The following is a 16,624-nucleotide window of genomic DNA, read 5'->3' on the forward strand; positions in this document are numbered from 1 at the left end:
GGACCGACATGACCACTTCCCCCCTCCCCGGTACCATCCGCCACGACGAGATCGTCCCCGCCCGCGCACCCTGGATGCACCGCATCGCCGCCGGTGAAACGCTGCGCATCGTCGATCTCGAAGGCAATCAGGCGGTCGATTTCCTGATGTACGCTGCCGCTGACGACGCCGAACGCTACAGCGCGCAGGACACGATCGCGGCGCAGCGCAACCTGTTCCTTCGCGAAGGCGCGTTGCTACTCTCGAACGAAGGTCGGCCGATGATGACGATCACCGGCACCAGCGTCGCCTATCACGACACGATCGGTGGCGCCTGCTCGTGCGAGTCCAACACGCTGCGCTACGGCCATCACACGAAGGCCCAGCATAGCTGCGTCGACAATTTCCTCGACGCCAATATCCGCGCGGGCCGCGGCAAGCGCGACATGGTCTCGAACATCAACTTCTTCATGAACGTGCCGGTCGAGGCGGACGGCACGCTCGGCATCGTCGACGGCATCTCCGCGCCCGGACTGACCGTCGACCTGCGCGCGGAGATGGACGTGATCGTGGTCGTGTCCAATTGCCCGCAGGTCAACAACCCTTGCAACGGCTTCAACCCCACGCCGGTGCGCATGCTGGTGTCGGCATGATGTTCAAAAAGGTCCTGATCGCCAATCGCGGCGCGATAGCCTGCCGTATCATCCGCACGCTGAAGACGATGGGCGTGGGCTCCGTCGCGGTGTTCAGCGACGCCGATGCCGGCTCCGCGCATGTCGCCCAGGCGGACGAAGCGATCCGGATCGGCCCCGCACCGGCCGCGGAAAGCTATCTGAACGTCGAGGCGATCCTGGCCGCCGCGGAGGCAACTGGCGCCGAGGCGATCCACCCCGGCTACGGCTTCCTCTCGGAAAACACCGCCTTCGCCGAGGCCTGCGCCGCGCGCGGCATCGCGTTCATCGGTCCGACCCCCGACAACATCCGCGCCTTCGGGCTGAAGCACACCGCGCGCGATCTCGCCGCCGCGCAGGGCGTGCCGCTCGCGCCCGGCACCGACCTGCTCCAGGACGAAGCCGCCGCGGTCGAGGCGGCAGCGCGGATCGGCTATCCCGTGATCCTGAAGGCAACCGCTGGCGGCGGCGGCATCGGGATGAAGGTCTGCGCCGACGAAGCCGACATCCGCGAAGGGTTCGCGACCGTAGCCCGCCTCGGCGCAGGCAATTTCGGCGACGGCGGCGTATTCCTCGAACGCTACGTCGCCCGTGCACGGCATATCGAAGTGCAGGTGTTCGGCGACGGCGCAGGTCACGTCGTAGCGCTCGGCGAACGCGATTGCTCGCTCCAACGCCGCAACCAGAAGGTCGTCGAGGAAACCCCCGCCCCGCTGCTCCCCGCCGCCACGCGCCAGGCGCTGATCGACGCCGCGGTCCGGCTCACCGCCGCCGCCGCTTACCGCTCGGCAGGCACGGTAGAATTCCTCTACGACGCCGAACGCGACGACTTCTTCTTCCTAGAGGTCAACACGCGGCTCCAGGTCGAGCACGGCGTCACCGAACAGGTTACCGGCGTCGATCTCGTCGAATGGATGGTGCGCGGCGCGGCCGACGACTTCGCCTTCCTCGACGGTTTCGAGGCGAAGCCGGTCGGCGCATCGATCCAGGTCCGCCTCTATGCCGAGGATCCCGCGCAGGATTACCGGCCCAGCTCGGGCCGGCTGGTCGGCGTATCGTTCCCCGAAGGTCCTCGCGTCGACAGCTGGATCGCCGCTGGCACCGAGGTATCGAGCTGGTACGATCCGATGCTCGCCAAGCTGATCGTCACCGCCCCGACCCGCGACGCCGCGGTGCAGGCGATGCAGGACGCGCTCGACGCCACGTCGATCGCCGGGATCGAGACCAACCTCGACTGGCTACGCACCGTCGTACGCTCGCCCGTGTTCACCAGCGGAGAGGTCTCGACCCGCGCGCTCGCCGACATCGCCTATACGCCACGGTCGATCCGCGTGCTGGCAGGCGGTGCCTCTACCACGGTCCAGGATTACCCCGGCCGGCTCGGCCTGTGGGACGTCGGCGTACCACCTTCAGGCCCGATGGACGCACTCGCCTTCCGCCTCGGCAACCGACTGCTCGGCAACGCGGAAGACACGGCGGGACTGGAGATCACCGCTGCCGGGCCGACATTGCTCTTCAACGTCGCCACCCGAATCTGCCTGACCGGCGCCGATTTCGGTGCAGTCGTCGATGGCACGTCAGTGTCCTGCTACGAACCGATCGACATTGTGGCGGGCCAGATCCTAAAGATCGGGCGCGTCACCGGTGGCGGTATGCGCGGCTATATCGCGATCGCCGGCGGACTCGACGTGCCGCTATTCCTCGGCAGCCGCAGCGCGTTCACGCTGGGCGAGTTCGGCGGCCATGCCGGGCGCGCGGTGATGACCGGCGACACGCTGCATCTGGCCCGAACCGATCCCGCCCGCGCGCCGGCGGCAACGCTCGCGCTAGCCGACCGCCCCGCGATCACCCGCGAATGGACGCTCGCCGTCCTCTACGGGCCGCACGGCGCACCCGATTTCTTCACGGCCAACGACATCGCGATGCTGCGCAGCACGGCGTGGAAGGTTCACTACAACTCCAACCGCACAGGCATACGCCTGCTCGGCCCCAAGCCGCATTGGGCGCGCAAGGACGGCGGCGAGGCGGGGCTGCACCCGTCTAACATCCACGACAATGCCTATGCGATCGGCGCGGTCGACTTCACCGGCGACATGCCGATCATCCTCGGCCCGGACGGTCCCTCGCTCGGCGGCTTCGTCTGTCCGTTCGTGGTCGCGCAGGCGGACCTATGGAAGGTCGGCCAGCTCGCGCCGGGCGACAGCGTGCGCTTCGCGCCGATCGACAATGCGACGGCGGTGGCGGCCGAGCAGGCGCAGGACCGGCTCGTCGCCACGCTCGCCACGCCGCTCCCACCGGTGGAGACAGGCGACCATCTCGGCTCGCCGATCCTGCGATCGATCGAAGCGCAGGGCGTACGTCCGGCGGTCACCTATCGCCAGCAGGGCGATCGCAACCTGCTGGTCGAATACGGCCCGATCATGCTCGATCTCGAACTCCGGCTCCGTGTTCACGCACTGATGCTCGAAGTCGAAAAGGCCGCGCTCGCCGGTATCATTGACGTGACCCCGGGCATCCGCTCCCTCCAGATCCACTACGACAGCCGACAACTATCCCTGGCTGCGCTGCTCGATGCGCTTGCCGAGGCCGAGGAGCGGCTCGGTGGCCTCGACGATTTCGAGATCCCCTCGCGCGTCGTCTATCTGCCGTTGTCGTGGAAAGACCCGGCGATCTACCAGACGATCGACAAATACATGGAATCGGTGCGCGACGATGCACCGTGGTGTCCCGACAATATCGAGTTCATCCGCCGCGTGAACGGGCTCGACAGCATCGACGACGTGCAGCGGATCGTGTTCGATGCCGAGTACCTCGTCATGGGCCTCGGCGACGTCTATCTCGGCGCACCGGTGGCGACCCCGATCGACCCGCGGCACCGCCTCGTCACCACCAAATATAACCCAGCGCGCACATGGACTCCGCCCAACGTCGTCGGCATCGGCGGCGCGTATATGTGCATCTACGGCATGGAGGGGCCCGGCGGATACCAGCTGTTCGGCCGCACCATCCAGGTGTGGAACGCCTGGCGCCAGACCGATGCGTTTCGTGACGGCAAGCCCTGGCTGTTGCGCTTCTTCGACCGCATCCGCTTCTTCCCGGTCAGCCACGACGAACTGACCGAATGGCGCCGCGATTTCCCGCTCGGCCGACGCGCGATCCGGATCGAGGAAGAGGTGTTCCGCCTCTCCGAATACCGCGCCTTCCTAACCGAAAACGCGCCATCGATCACCGCATTCCAGGCACAGCGCCAGGCGGCATTCGACGAGGAGCGTGCCGACTGGGAGCGCAACGGCGAATTCGACCGTGTCGCAGCGTTGACCGAGGAAGCGGACGCTGGTGCCGGCACCGCCGAGATCGACCTGCCCGAAGGCTGCGAATTGGTGGAGGCCCCGTTCGGCGGCAGCCTGTGGAAACTACTGGTCGCCGTAGGGGCCGAAGTGACGGAGGGCGACACGATCGGCATCATCGAGGCGATGAAGATGGAATCGCCCGTGATCAGCCCCGTTACCGGTACGATACGCCGCATCTACGTCCAGGAACGGCAACCGCTCTCACCCGGCGGTGCAATGCTCGCGGTGGAGGTGGCATGATGGACGAACCGTTCGAAGTCGGTGCCATCGCCGCCGCCGTCGCCTCCGGGCGCACCGATGCGGTCAGCGTCGCCCAAGCCGCGCTCGCCCGCATCGATGCCTACGCCGCGATCCAGCCCGCGGTGTGGATCACCCGCATCGCCGACGCCGATGTCCTGGAATACGCAAGCCGCGTCGACGCACGGATCGCCGCGGGCGAGGTACTGCCGCTCGCCGGCGTGCCGTTCGCGATCAAGGACAATATCGATCTCGCCGGCGTGCCGACCACCGCGGCTTGCCCCAACTTCGCCTATAGGCCGACCGTGTCGGCGGAGGTGGTCGAACGCCTGATCGCCGCCGGCGCGATCCCGATGGGCAAGACCAACCTTGACCAGTTCGCGACCGGGCTCAACGGCACCCGCAGCCCCTACGGCGCGCCCGCCTGCGTGTTCAATCGTGCCTATGTAAGCGGCGGATCCAGTTCCGGCTCGGCAGTCGCGGTCGCGGCCGGACTGGTGGCGTTCGCGCTCGGCACCGACACCGCAGGCTCAGGCCGCGTCCCCGCCGCGTTCAACGGTTTGGTCGGCATGAAACCGACCAAGGGCCGCTGGAGCACCACCGGCCTGGTACCGGCATGCCGCACGATCGACTGCATCACCGTGCTAGCGCACTCGACAGCGGCCGCGCGCGCGATCGACACGGTGCTGGCCGGCTTCGATTCCGCAGATCCCTATTCGCGCCCGCTTGAGGACCGCCGCGTCGCCACCCGTCGGATCGGCGTACCCGCGCCGGACCAACGCATCTTCCTCGGCGATGCCACCGCCGCCCGCCTGTACGAACAGGCACTGGCGACGCTGGCCGCGGGCGATGCCGAACTGGTCGAAGTGGACATGGCGCCGCTGCGCGAGGCGGCGATGCTGCTCTACGGCGGCCCCTGGGTGGCGGAACGCACCGCTGCAGCCCAACCGCTGCTCGATACGCACCCCGAGGCGATCGACCCTACCGTGCGCTCGATCATGGAATCCGGACGTTCCGTCAGCGGCGTAGACGTGTTCGAGGGCCAGTATCGGCTCGCCGCGCTTCAGCGGATCGCGGACGCGATGTGGCAGGACATCGACCTGCTAGCGCTGCCGACCACGCCGACGATCTACCGCATCGCCGAGATGCGCGCGGCACCGATCGCGCTCAACAGCAACCTCGGGCTCTACACCAACTTCGTCAACCTGCTCGACATGGCCGCGCTCGCCCTTCCCGCGGGTTGGCGCGACAACGGGACCGGCTTCGGGATCACGCTGATCGCCCCCGCCTGGACCGACCAGGGCCTGCTCGACGCGGGCGAGGCCTATCTCGCCGCCGCCGCACTTCCCCCACCCCCACCCCTAAACATCGAGGATAGTATGGAAACCGTGAAACTCGCCGTCGTCGGCGCCCACCTCGAAGGCATGCCGCTCCACTGGCAGCTAACATCCCGCGAGGCGCGGCTGGTCAGTGCCACCACCACCGCACCGGCCTACCGCCTGTACGCAATGGCCAACTCCACGCCGCCCAAGCCTGCGCTGATTCATGTCGGCGAAGACGACGGCGCCGCGATCGCGGTGGAAGTCTATGAACTAGACGTCGCGGCATTCGGCAGCTTCGTTGTCGAGGTCCCGGCACCTCTTGCGATCGGCTCGGTGACGCTCGCCGACGGATCGGTCGTCAAGGGCTTCGTCGCCGAGCCGCGCGCGATCGTCGGTGCCGAGGACATCACCGCGCTGGGCGGCTGGCGCGCCTATATCGACACGCTCTCACGTCCAAGCGGGTCATGACCCCGGCGAACGCTTCCCATGCGGCGACCCTGGCCGAGCTTCAGCGCGCCAAGGTCTCGGCCGAGGCCGCCAACGAGGCGAAGACCCGTTACCTCGTCGCGGTCAGCCATGAGATCCGTTCGCCCCTCAACGTCATCTACGGCTATGCACAGCTGCTGGAACGCGACGACACGTTGTCGGGCGCGGAAGTCGGGACGATCATCCGTCGCTCCGCCGAACACGTCACCAATCTCGTCGAAGGGCTGCTCGAAATCTCGCGGATCGAGAGCGGCGTCCTGACGATCCGCTCGGACCTGATCGACATCCGCCCGCTGTTCGACCACATCGTCGACATGTTCCGGATGCAGGCCGCCGCCAAGGGCCTGGCGCTGACGCTCGAAATCGACGACCGGCTGCCCGCGCAGGTGAAGACGGACGAAAAGCGCCTGCGCCAAATCCTCATCAACCTCGTCTCCAACGCGATCAAATACACCCAGTCGGGCAGCGTCGCCGTCAAGGTCCGCTATCGCAGCCAGGTCGCCGATATCGAGGTCCGCGATACCGGCATCGGCATCGCCGCGGGCGACCTCGACCGCGTGTTCGAACCGTTCGAGCGCGGCAACTCCGCGGAGGCGCAAAGTCAGCCGGGCATCGGGCTTGGGCTGGCCATCACACGCGTGCTTGCCAGCGTACTGGGCGGCGACATCGCCGTGGAAAGCAAGCCGGGAGTCGGAAGCAGTTTTCGCTTCCGCATCATGCTGCCCGCCCCGATGGTCCCGTCGCGCGCGACCGTACAGGGTGCGAGGATCACCGGCTATGCGGGACCCCCGCGGACCGTGCTCGTGATCGACGACGATCCCGCCCAGCGCGCCATCCTCCAGGCGCTGCTCGCCGCGCTGGGTTTCGTCGTGCATACCGCGGCGAATGGAACGGAGGGGCTCCTGCTGGCCGAACGCATCCCCGCCGATATCGTGCTGCTCGACATCCAGATGCCCGGGATGAGCGGATGGGAAGTCGCGGCCCGGCTGCGCGCGACGCACGGCGCGGCGCTGCGGATCGTAATGGTGTCCGCCGACGTGCATGAACTGCACATCGGGGGCGAGAGCCGAAGCAACCATAATGCGTTCGTGACGAAGCCGGTCGAACTCGACGCGCTGATCACGCTGATCGGCACGCAGCTTGACTTGCGCTGGGACGAGGCAGCGGTCCCCGACATACCCGAGACGCCCGCGGAATCCGCCCCCCTGCCCACGGCGGCCCTGCCCTTCCTCGATCGCTTGCGGGACCTTGCGAAGATCGGTCACCTCCGCGGGTTGGAAAGCGCACTCGATATGTTCGAGCAGACGATACCGACCGCTGCCCCCTTGGTCGCGGTGCTCCGGCGCCAGTCGAGCGACCTCGATCTCGCCTCGCTACAGAAGACGCTCGACGATGCAGCGCGTTGAACCCGGAAACGCAACACGGCCGGTCATCCTGGTCGTCGACGACACGCCCGAGGCGTTGCGGTTCCTGACCACGACCATCGAGAGCGCCGGGATGACCGTCCTGATCGCGATCGACGGGCTCGCCGCGCTCGCGCTGTTGAAGAACATCACACCCGACCTGATCCTGATGGACGCGGTGATGCCCAATCTCGACGGGTTCGAGACGACCCTGCGGATCAAGGCCATTCCGGCGTTCCAGCATCTGCCGATCATCTTCATGACCGGGCTGACCGAGACCGAGCACGTCGTCCGCGGGCTCAACGCTGGCGGCATCGACTTCGTCAGCAAGCCGATCGTGATCGAGGAGCTTCTCGCGCGCATCCGGGTTCATCTGGCCACCGCGCGCGTCGCGCATGGCAGCCAGCTCGCACTCGACATGAGTGGCCGGCCCGCGCTGGCGGTCGACGGGAGCGGCGAGCCCCAATGGCTAACCCCGGCCGCGAGCGCGATGCTCGAACGGCTGTTTCCCGGCTGGTCCTGCGCGTCCGGCGGGCTGCCCGAGCCCTTCCTCGCGGCGCTCCGCGTATTGCAGGCGCGCCCGCCGATGCCGGGCGCCTTCATCACGGTCGATGCCGGCGATCGCACGCTGGAAGCAGGCCTGCTGCGCAACACCGCCGCGGACCAGTGGGTGTTTCGCCTGACCGAGCGCCACGAAGGCGAGGAACAGGCGATGCTGGCCGCCCAGCACGGCCTCACCTCGCGCGAGGCGGAAGTCCTGCTCTGGATCAGCCGCGGCAAGCAGAACCGCGAGGTCAGCGAGATCCTCGAGATCAGTCCCCGCACCGTGAACAAGCATCTCGAACAGATCTTCGAGAAGATGGGCGTGGAGAACCGTGCGTCGGCGACGGCGATCGCCGTCACCACGCTGACGCGATAGGTCGAGGGAGCATGGAGGCCACCCGCGCAACAGCTATCCGAGCGGCACTCGCGCGGGGCGACAATGAGGGCGCGCTTGCCGCCGCGACCCGCTGGCGCACGGAAGTGCCAGACGCAGCCGAAGCGCATTTCCTCGCCGGGATCAGCGCGGCCGAACTCGACAAGATACGCATCGCGATCGACCTGATCGAGACAGCGGTCGCGCTCGACGGGCACGGCGAATACCAAGCCCAACTCGCACGACTCTACACGCTCGTCCGGCGTGACGCGGACGCTGCATCGGCGCTGGCCGCGGCAGAGCGATCGCCGCCGACGGACGCGCTAGGGCGCGACACGATGGGCTGCGTGTACGCACGGCTGGGCGATCATGCCGCCTCGCTTCCCCACTTCAGCGAAGCCGTGCGACGAGCGCCCGCCAACACCGCGTTCCGCTACAACCAAGCCGCAGCGCTGAGCTTCCTCGGGCGACAGGACGAGGCGGAGCAGGCGTTGGAAGACCTGCTCGCCTTGAACCCGACCGATGCCCGCGCGCACCATCTGCTGGCCGGATTGCGCCGCCAGACACCCGACCGCAACCATGTCGACCGCCTCTCGGCAGTCCGCAAGACGACGCGGTCACCGCATGATCGCCTGCTGCTGGGCTATGCGCTCGCCAAGGAGATCGACGACCTCGACGATCCGCACGGCGCGTTCGCCATCCTCGCCGAGACCAACGCCGAGCACCGCACCACGCTGCCGTATCGCTTCGCCGACGATGCCGCCAATTTCGACGAGGTCGAGGCCTGCTGGCCGACCATCGCTAGCGCGCAGGTGTCCGATCCACCCCAAGCGTCCCCCATCTTCATCGTCGGCATGCCACGCACGGGCACCACGCTGGTCGACCGCATCCTGTCATCCCACCCCGAGGTCGAGAGCGCCGGCGAACTTCAGGCCATGCCGCTCGCCGTAAAAGCCGCGGCAGGAACACGCAGCCGAACCGTGCTCGATCCCGAGACGATCCGTGCCGCCGCCAGCGCAGACCTCGGCGCGATCGGCCGCGACTATCTCGCGCGCGCCGCATCCCACGTCTCAGGTACGAAACCGCGCGTCGTCGACAAATTCCCCGGTAACTTCTTTTACGTCGGCATGATCGCCCGCGCCCTGCCCAACGCGACGATCGTCTGTCTTCGCCGCAACCCGATGGACACGATCACTGCCAACTTCCGCAACCTGTTCGCGATCGGCTCGCGCTATTACGACTATAGCTACGACCTGCTCGACATCGCCGCCTATTATCAACGCTTCGACCGCATGATGGCGATGTGGCGCGAGGTGTTGCCCGGCCGCGTGCTCGAACTCCAGTATGAGACGCTCGTCGACAACCAACGGGAAGAAACCGCCCGCCTGCTCGCGCATTGCGGACTGGAATGGTCGGACGCCTGTCTCGATTTCCATACCAACACTGCGCCGGTCTCGACACCTAGCGCCGCGCAGGTCCGCCGGCCGCTCTACCGGGACTCGATCGATCGCTGGCGTCTCCACGCCGACGCGCTGGGGCCCGCGCGCGACTTCCTGGAGCGCCACGGGATCATCGTCGAATAGCCGCCCGCGTACGTCATTCGCACACCTGCGACGCAAGCCGTCCCACTCTATCGTCATGGCGCACGGCGGTCGCATTCACCGCCAACCCAATCAGGTGCGATCCGATGCAGAAAGTGTTTCTGAGCTACGTGCAGCCCGTGATGGTCGCGGCCATCATCCTGTCCTGGGCATTCGGCCCCGCGGACTGGATCCAGAACCCTTGGTCGATCGTGGTCGCGACCCTGACGACGACCGCGCTGATCCAGGCGCTCGAATGGGTCAAGGAGCGGCATTCGAGCTGGCGCCTGACCCGGCAGGAGTTCTTCACCGACGTCTTCTACGTCGTGCTCAGCTACACCGTGATCGCCTGGGCAACGAAGACCTTCGCCGACGAGCCGATGATGGCCGCCAAACGTGCGCTCGGCATCGCGACGCCTTGGGCGATGCACCTGCCGTTCGTGGTGCAGGTCGCGCTGGTCGTCGTCCTGATTGAGTTCGGGCAATATTGGCTGCACCGCCTGATGCACAACCAGTCGTTCTTCTGGTCGACGCATGCGCCGCATCATCACCTGACTCAGCTCAACGCGATGAAGGGTGCGGTCGGCAATCCGCTCGAACTGTTCCTGATCAGCCTCAGCGTAATCGCGTTGCTCGACCTGCCGCAGGCCGCGATCTTCTGCGCGCTCAACATCCTCGCGGTGGTCTCCACATTTGCGCATGCCAATACGCGGTTCGATCCGCCACGCTGGTACGCGTTCGTCTTCACCACGATCCAGAACCACAGCCTCCACCACTCGGTGGCCTATGAGGATACGCGCTGCAATTACGGCAATTCGCTGATCCTGCTCGATCGCATCTTCGGCACGTACCGCAGCGGCGAAGCCGAACTAGTGGGCCAGGACGAACGCCGACGGCTGTCGATCCCGGAACAGTTCCTGTTTCCCGCACGCCCGCTGATCGACCGCGTCAAGCCGCGGCAGTCCAATGCCGATGCAGAGGTCCCTGCGTGATCGACGATACTGACTACATACGGGGGCAAGACAAAGAGTGAATAAGACAGTTGCAACGACATGGGCCGCCGCGATGTTCGGCATCGCCGCGGCCGTAACGCCCGCATCGGCAGCCGACCCGCGCGAACAGGTCATCCCCGTGCCCGGCTTCGCGGACTTCCTCGCCGTCGATGGCAAGACGGTGTGGGCCACCAACAGCGGTCGCGTCGAGCGCTGGTCGCGCAAGGGAAAGCGTGCGGAAGTCCCGATGGCGCATCCGTGCGGCGCGATGACGATTGCGTTCAAGTCGCTGTGGGTCGCGGACTGCAAGGACTTCACGCTCACCCGGATCGACCTGAAGACCGCGAAGATCATTGCCGTCATTCCGACCGGGATCGCCAATCCGAAGGGTGAACTGAACGTCGTCGCCGGCGCCGGATCGATCTGGGTGGCAAGCGACGCCAAGGGCGTGATCGCGCGCGTCGATCCCGCCACCAACGCCGTCACCGCGTCGATCCCCACCAATCCCGACAGCTATTATTTGACCTTCGGCATGGGATCGCTCTGGGCCGTCAGCGGCACGCAGCAGAGCGTGCAGAAGATCGACCCGGCCACCAATACGGTCGTCGCGACGACTCGGTTGGGCCGCGAACCCGGCTTCCTGGCGGCGGGCGAAGGATCGGTATGGGTCCAGGAACAAGGTGACGGCACCGTCGCACGGATCGATCCGGCAACCGCCGCGGTGTCGGGCCGCGTCAAGGTGGACGAGACGCTGAAATACGGCGACATCGACACCGGCGGGGGCAAGGTGTGGCTGCGCACCACCGCCGGACAGACCTTCGTGGTGATCGACCCTACGTCGCTTGCCATCACCGCACGCATGGGTGCCCCCGCCGGCAGCGGTGCGCTCCGCTATACGAGCGCGGGCGTTTGGACGACGGCGCATGACGCGCACACGATGTCGTGGTGGCGCAAACCCGAGACGATCGGGAACTGAGCGACCGCAATATGTTGCGCTCAACCGGCCTTCAGACCGGCTTGGGCGCGACCGGATAGATGATGAAATCGGCATGGCGATCGATCTGCGGCGGTGACTTTGCCCCAGCCGTAGCCTTCTCCAATTCCTCGATCGCCGACGGCGGCAGTGCAAGGCCGTGTTCCAACGGATGGGCGGCCGCTTCCATCGGATAATCCTGCCCGGGCGTCGTCGTCATCTCGATATGCGCGCCAAGCAACGCGCGGACCGGATGGCTCCTGGCAAAACCCGCCAGCCGAACCGCACTCGCACGAAACACGTCGAACCGATCGCGCGGGACGTAGAGCCGACCAGGATACAGCATGTCACCCGAGAACATCAGCCGCGTACGCGCGTCATAGATCATGATGTGCGCGGGCTCATGCCCCGGGGTCGGCACGATATCGAGAACGCGGTGCCCCAGATCGTACCGGCCAACCCCGTTCGGCCAGTCGCGGATGCCGAAAAAGGCCGCAACCTGCTGCGGCTGGAGCCCGACCACTTCGGTATCCGGCCGGTCGAGAAACTCGTCGTCGCCACCATGATGATCGCCATGCGAGTGCGAATGCGCGACGATCAGCCGGACCGGCCGCCCCTGATGGCGCGCACGCCAGTCGGAGATCACCCGGTCCACCGTCGGCCGGATCTTCAGCCCGCCTGCGCCGCTGTCGATCAGCAGCGCGCGATCGGTACCGAACAGCAGATAAAGAAAGGGCGCCTCGAAATTGGTCCTGACGGACTGGCGGACGACGAATGTATCGGCGTCGACCCACTGCACCTGAGTCTCGGGCTCGGTCGATCCCGTGCCATCGATCCAGTGCGCGAAACGCGGCACGGGGTTCGGCGGCGCGGCACCAACCAACAGCGCAGCAAAGGCTGCCAGGATCCCGGCACGCAGTAGGTTTGCTCGCTTCATGCGTAAACCGTAGGCGCCGCAATCCCGGCGACCATACGCCATTTAACGGAGCAGCAACCGGGCCGCACATCGCCCCGGTTGCAGTCCATTCAAACGGTCGGTTCAATCCGTCAGCGCGAAGCCAGCTGGGTGCCAGCCGCCATATTACGCGATGCCGTGGCCGTAGCAATCCGCGTCCGCATGTCGGCGATCACGTCCGCCCGACACCCACGCGCCTGCGCGCCAAGCGTCAGATGAATCGAGCTCAATCCCTCGCCGCAGACCTTGTTCGCCACGTTATCCATGCGGATCGCAAGACGTTGCTGCCCATCGACACTCGCGAGATCGATCCCGCTGAGGTTGAGTACGGCACTGTCGGCCGAAAAGGGATTTCCGCCGGGTGCGGCGATGGCAGGCGTCGCCATCAGAATTGCGGCACATGCCGTCAGGCCAATCTTCATCATCATCTCCTGCGTTCGCGGGCCTATCGCTCTCCGGCGATCAGGTGACGATGATGTAAGACTGCCGCGGCACGATCACAAGCGTGCGGCAATTACGCCAACCTCAGCGGGCGCTGACGATCAATGAGGCGATTTCGCTGCGGGATCCCAGCGACCCCGGCGGCAGCATCACCGTCTCAACCCGCTCCGTCCCCGCATCGGGATCGACGAAGGCAACGCGCAGCGCGTAGTTCCGGGCGATCGGCCATGCGCGCGCGACACCCAGCGGGACCGTAGCCTGCCACGCACGGTCGCCCTCGACGTTTAGATCGTGCTCTCCGATCCTGACGACCATGGCCGCCCGCGCTCGATATCCCGACAGCCGCAAGCAACTGTTCTCACCACAGGGGACCAGTCGAGCCCGCGTTTGCCGCTCCGCCTGCGCCGGCGCGATGATCGTCAGAGCGCAAGAAAGGCCGACCGCCAACCGTATCGCGCGAGAAGTAGCGTGACGAACCATGACGACCAGATACCGCCCCACGCCCGCGCGAGGCATGCGCCGTTTGACGTAGGTCGTCGCAGCGCCACGGTCCGGATGCGCGACCGGCTTACGTCAAACGCCCCATGTTGGTCCGCCGATAATATCCACACTCTACTCATAAGCGATTGGCCCCGAGCGAGGCGCCGACGCCGACAGGAAGAACATGGAGAGGCGATAGCGTTTTACGTACCAAGGGGGCTTAAATGGCAGGACGATTCTCGCGCGCGGGTTTATTGTGCGCGACTGCGCTGGCAAGCGCGGCTAGCGTTCCGGCGCTTGCGCAGGATGCTCCACAGGCGCCGCCCGTGTCCGCCGCAGGACAAACTCCCACCGCGGCACAAACCGCAGAGTCCGAATCCAACGAGATCATCGTGACCGGCAGCCGTCGGCGAACCACGCTGCAGGACGCGCCGATCAATATCAGCGCGGTGTCAGCGGAAACGATCCAGTCGCAGCGGCTCGACGATGTCCGCTCGCTCGCCTCCTTCATTCCCGGCGTCACCGTGGCTGATACCGGACCGGCATCGACCGGCGGCATCATCCTGCGCGGGATCGCGTCGGGGGATACCAGCGTGTTCGGCGCCAACAGCGGCAACTCGGTCGGCGTGTATCTCGGCGAAGTCCCGCTCTACCTCGATTTCAAGCTGATAGACGTCAACCGGGTCGAGGTTCTGCAAGGACCGCAGGGCACGCTCTACGGCCTCGGCACCCTCGCCGGAGCAGTCCGCTACATTCCCAACCGTCCCGAGACCGATCGCCTCTCGATCGACGTCCATGGCCGTGGCTATGCGCAGTCGCATTCCGACGATTTCGGCGGGGTCGGCGACGTCGCGATCAACGTGCCGATCATCGCCGATCACGTCGCCTTCCGCACGTCGACCGGCTATTACGACAATGCCGGCTTCATCGATTACAATTACATCCTGCAGCAGCCGGGCGTCTCCGACCCGCAGCCCGGCCGCGCGACGGCCACCTCGACCGGTTCGCTCGGCACCACGGCCGATTACGCCGCGAACTTCAAGCGCAAGGAGGATGTGAACTACGAACACACCTTCACCACGCGCAACCAGCTGCTGCTCGAATACAACCCCAATATCAAAGCGTACCTGACCTACGCGCATCAGACGACCAAGACCGGCGGCCGCCAGGCGAATGGCGCCGGCGTGCTGGGTACCGGCAAGTACGAGGCGCCGTTCCGGTATCTCGAGCCGGTCGATCGCAGCGCCGACCTGTTCTCCGCCGAGTTCAATATCAACCTGGGCAGCATCGCCCAGCTGGTGAGCACCACCGCCTATACCAAGCAGGATATCAGCAGCGTCGACGACAATACCGATCTGCTGCTCGATCTCGATTATGGTTACGAGGCGTTTCCCGCCTTCTCGTCCTTTGCCAACAACGAACGCAAATATAAGCAGCTCAACCAGGAAGTGCGTCTCGTCTCCACGCACGGCGGCCCGCTGAGCTGGGTGATCGGCGGCTTCTACAACCGTCAGAAATACGCGAGCGACCGGCACGAATATACGCCGGGCTTCTCGGACTTCGCCGGCGCCGGGCGGCCCGACGACCTGGAATATGTCTCGAAGCTCAACAGCAAGAACGTCGAAAAGGCGCTCTACGGTGAGGCGTCGCTTCACCTGACCGACGCGTGGCAGGTGACGGGTGGCATCCGATACTTCAAGTACGACGCGACCATCGTCGGCGGGTCGGCACTGCCACTGATCGGCGTGGGTATCGGCGATTTTCCGTCCACGACGATCAACGCGGACCGGTTCAAGCCCGGCTCGACCGGCAAGGACGGCATCGTCTGGAAGGCCAATACCTCGTACAAGTTCAGCGACAATTTGCTCGCCTATGCCACCTATTCGACGGGCTACCGCGTCGGCGGCGTGAACCAGGTCATCGCCTGCACGCCCGAGGATCTGGCCAGAGCCGCAGCCGGTGGGCAGGTGCTGTGCGCGCTACCGAACGAAGTGGGCTACGGCCCCGACCGCACACGCAACATAGAACTGGGCGTCCGCGCCAGCCTGTTCGACAAGCGGCTCCTGCTCACGGTCGACGGCTACCATGTCAAATGGTCGGGCGTGCAGGTGCCGAGCCAGACGGTCAACGGCGCGATCGGGATCACTGTGAACGGTGCCCAGGCGGTGTCGCAGGGGTTCGACTTCCAGGGCACGGTCAAGATCACCCCCAACCTCGCGCTGACGGGCACCTATTCCTATGTCGACGCGCATCTGACCGAGGACGTCGTCGGGCTGGTGGTGAGCCAGGGCGTGCGCGACAACGCCTTCTCCGGCGACCGGTTGCCGGGCTCGGCCAAGAACTCAGGCAGCGCACGGCTCATCTACAGCTATCCGCTCGGCGACGGCGGGAAGATCGAGGCGACCTGGGCGACGATCTACCGCGGCGAGATCTATTCGCGGGTCGGCCTGCGCGGCAATGGCGAAGCGATCCCGGGCTATGTGACGCACAGCGCCTCGCTCAACTACGTCACCAAGCCGTTCGAGGTCGGGCTGTTCGCCGACAACATCTTCGACAAATATGCGGTGACGGCGATCAGCAACGATCGGTCCTCGTTCAACCAGGTGCGCAGCGACGTAGTCGAACGCTATTACTCGCGCGGCGTACTGACACCCCGCCGAGTCGGCGTCGAGTTCAGGTTCCACTATTGAACCAGGACGATTGAGCGGGACGATCGAACCCGGTCGATGACGTCCAATGATATTCGGTGCGCCTGCATGCCGTTGCTACTTGGAACGGATGCCATTTGGTCGACATAGCTTCCGTCCCCCCGGTCGAACCCGGCGGGGCGGACTATTTC

The 16,624-nt window shown here is 66.0% G+C and carries 12 protein-coding genes; 9 read left to right on the plus strand and 3 right to left on the minus strand.

What is annotated here, in order from left to right:
- The first annotated feature begins 8 nt into the window (after positions 1–8).
- From U1708_RS04720 to U1708_RS04755, 8 genes are all read left to right on the plus strand, one after another.
- Positions 9–632, plus strand: a complete 624-nt coding sequence (locus tag U1708_RS04720; protein ID WP_332743238.1) for an urea amidolyase associated protein UAAP2 — start codon at positions 9–11, stop codon at positions 630–632.
- Positions 629–4,240, plus strand: a complete 3,612-nt coding sequence (gene uca, locus U1708_RS04725) for an urea carboxylase (RefSeq protein ID WP_332743239.1) — start codon at positions 629–631, stop codon at positions 4,238–4,240. The genes U1708_RS04720 and uca overlap by 4 nt, the downstream gene beginning before the upstream one ends.
- Positions 4,240–6,027, plus strand: a complete 1,788-nt coding sequence (gene atzF, locus U1708_RS04730; RefSeq protein WP_332743580.1) for an allophanate hydrolase — start codon at positions 4,240–4,242, stop codon at positions 6,025–6,027. The genes uca and atzF overlap by 1 nt, the downstream gene beginning before the upstream one ends.
- A complete protein-coding gene (locus U1708_RS04735) occupies positions 6,024–7,451 on the plus strand; it encodes an ATP-binding response regulator (protein ID WP_332743240.1) in 1,428 nt (475 codons plus the stop codon). Before atzF ends, U1708_RS04735 begins: the two co-directional genes overlap by 4 nt.
- A complete protein-coding gene (locus U1708_RS04740) occupies positions 7,438–8,367 on the plus strand; it encodes a response regulator (RefSeq protein WP_332743241.1) in 930 nt (309 codons plus the stop codon). Before U1708_RS04735 ends, U1708_RS04740 begins: the two co-directional genes overlap by 14 nt.
- Positions 8,368–8,378: 11 nt before the next feature.
- The gene (locus tag U1708_RS04745; protein WP_332743243.1) at positions 8,379–9,947 is read left to right on the plus strand and encodes a tetratricopeptide repeat-containing sulfotransferase family protein; all 1,569 of its coding nucleotides are present in this window, start codon (positions 8,379–8,381) and stop codon (positions 9,945–9,947) included.
- Positions 9,948–10,051: 104 nt separating this feature from the next.
- Entirely contained in the window at positions 10,052–10,936 is an 885-nt protein-coding gene (locus U1708_RS04750) for a sterol desaturase family protein (protein WP_332743245.1), read from the plus strand.
- Positions 10,937–11,009: 73 nt separating this feature from the next.
- Positions 11,010–11,912 (plus strand): Vgb family protein, encoded by a 903-nt coding sequence (locus U1708_RS04755; protein ID WP_332743582.1) that lies wholly within the window; start codon positions 11,010–11,012, stop codon positions 11,910–11,912.
- A 31-nt stretch (positions 11,913–11,943) separates the two neighbouring features.
- On the opposite strand, the gene U1708_RS04760 is transcribed toward U1708_RS04755, so the two are convergent.
- The 3 genes from U1708_RS04760 to U1708_RS04770 form a co-directional block, all read right to left on the minus strand.
- On the minus strand, positions 11,944–12,846 hold the full coding sequence (locus U1708_RS04760) for an MBL fold metallo-hydrolase (protein ID WP_332743247.1): 903 nt from the start codon (positions 12,844–12,846) through the stop codon (positions 11,944–11,946).
- Between the two features lie 110 nt (positions 12,847–12,956).
- Positions 12,957–13,286, minus strand: a complete 330-nt coding sequence (locus U1708_RS04765; protein WP_332743249.1) for a UrcA family protein — start codon at positions 13,284–13,286, stop codon at positions 12,957–12,959.
- 103 nt (positions 13,287–13,389) lie between these two features.
- A complete protein-coding gene (locus U1708_RS04770; protein ID WP_332743251.1) occupies positions 13,390–13,620 on the minus strand; it encodes a hypothetical protein in 231 nt (76 codons plus the stop codon).
- Positions 13,621–14,009: 389 nt separating this feature from the next.
- Here U1708_RS04770 and U1708_RS04775 point away from each other — a divergent pair, with 389 nt between their 5' ends.
- Positions 14,010–16,475: a TonB-dependent receptor gene (locus U1708_RS04775; RefSeq protein ID WP_332743253.1), complete on the plus strand. Its 2,466-nt coding sequence runs from the start codon at positions 14,010–14,012 to the stop codon at positions 16,473–16,475.
- Positions 16,476–16,624 lie beyond the last annotated feature (149 nt).

It is taken from the genome of Sphingomonas arabinosi (assembly GCF_036663715.1).
Lineage (GTDB): Bacteria > Pseudomonadota > Alphaproteobacteria > Sphingomonadales > Sphingomonadaceae > Sphingomonas.

Excerpts from the sequence above, each read along its gene's own strand:
- U1708_RS04765 (WP_332743249.1), bottom strand. The coding sequence starts at position 13,286 with ATGAAGATTGGCCTGACGGCATGTGCCGCAATTCTGATGGCGACGCCT.
- U1708_RS04720 (WP_332743238.1), top strand. The coding sequence starts at position 9 with ATGACCACTTCCCCCCTCCCCGGTACCATCCGCCACGACGAGATCGTC.
- U1708_RS04745 (WP_332743243.1), top strand. The coding sequence starts at position 8,379 with ATGGAGGCCACCCGCGCAACAGCTATCCGAGCGGCACTCGCGCGGGGC.
- atzF (WP_332743580.1), top strand. The coding sequence starts at position 4,240 with ATGGACGAACCGTTCGAAGTCGGTGCCATCGCCGCCGCCGTCGCCTCC.
- U1708_RS04750 (WP_332743245.1), top strand. The coding sequence starts at position 10,052 with ATGCAGAAAGTGTTTCTGAGCTACGTGCAGCCCGTGATGGTCGCGGCC.
- U1708_RS04740 (WP_332743241.1), top strand. The coding sequence starts at position 7,438 with ATGCAGCGCGTTGAACCCGGAAACGCAACACGGCCGGTCATCCTGGTC.
- U1708_RS04735 (WP_332743240.1), top strand. The coding sequence starts at position 6,024 with ATGACCCCGGCGAACGCTTCCCATGCGGCGACCCTGGCCGAGCTTCAG.
- U1708_RS04760 (WP_332743247.1), bottom strand. The coding sequence starts at position 12,846 with ATGAAGCGAGCAAACCTACTGCGTGCCGGGATCCTGGCAGCCTTTGCT.
- U1708_RS04775 (WP_332743253.1), top strand. The coding sequence starts at position 14,010 with ATGGCAGGACGATTCTCGCGCGCGGGTTTATTGTGCGCGACTGCGCTG.
- U1708_RS04755 (WP_332743582.1), top strand. The coding sequence starts at position 11,010 with ATGTTCGGCATCGCCGCGGCCGTAACGCCCGCATCGGCAGCCGACCCG.
- uca (WP_332743239.1), top strand. The coding sequence starts at position 629 with ATGATGTTCAAAAAGGTCCTGATCGCCAATCGCGGCGCGATAGCCTGC.
- U1708_RS04770 (WP_332743251.1), bottom strand. The coding sequence starts at position 13,620 with ATGGTCGTCAGGATCGGAGAGCACGATCTAAACGTCGAGGGCGACCGT.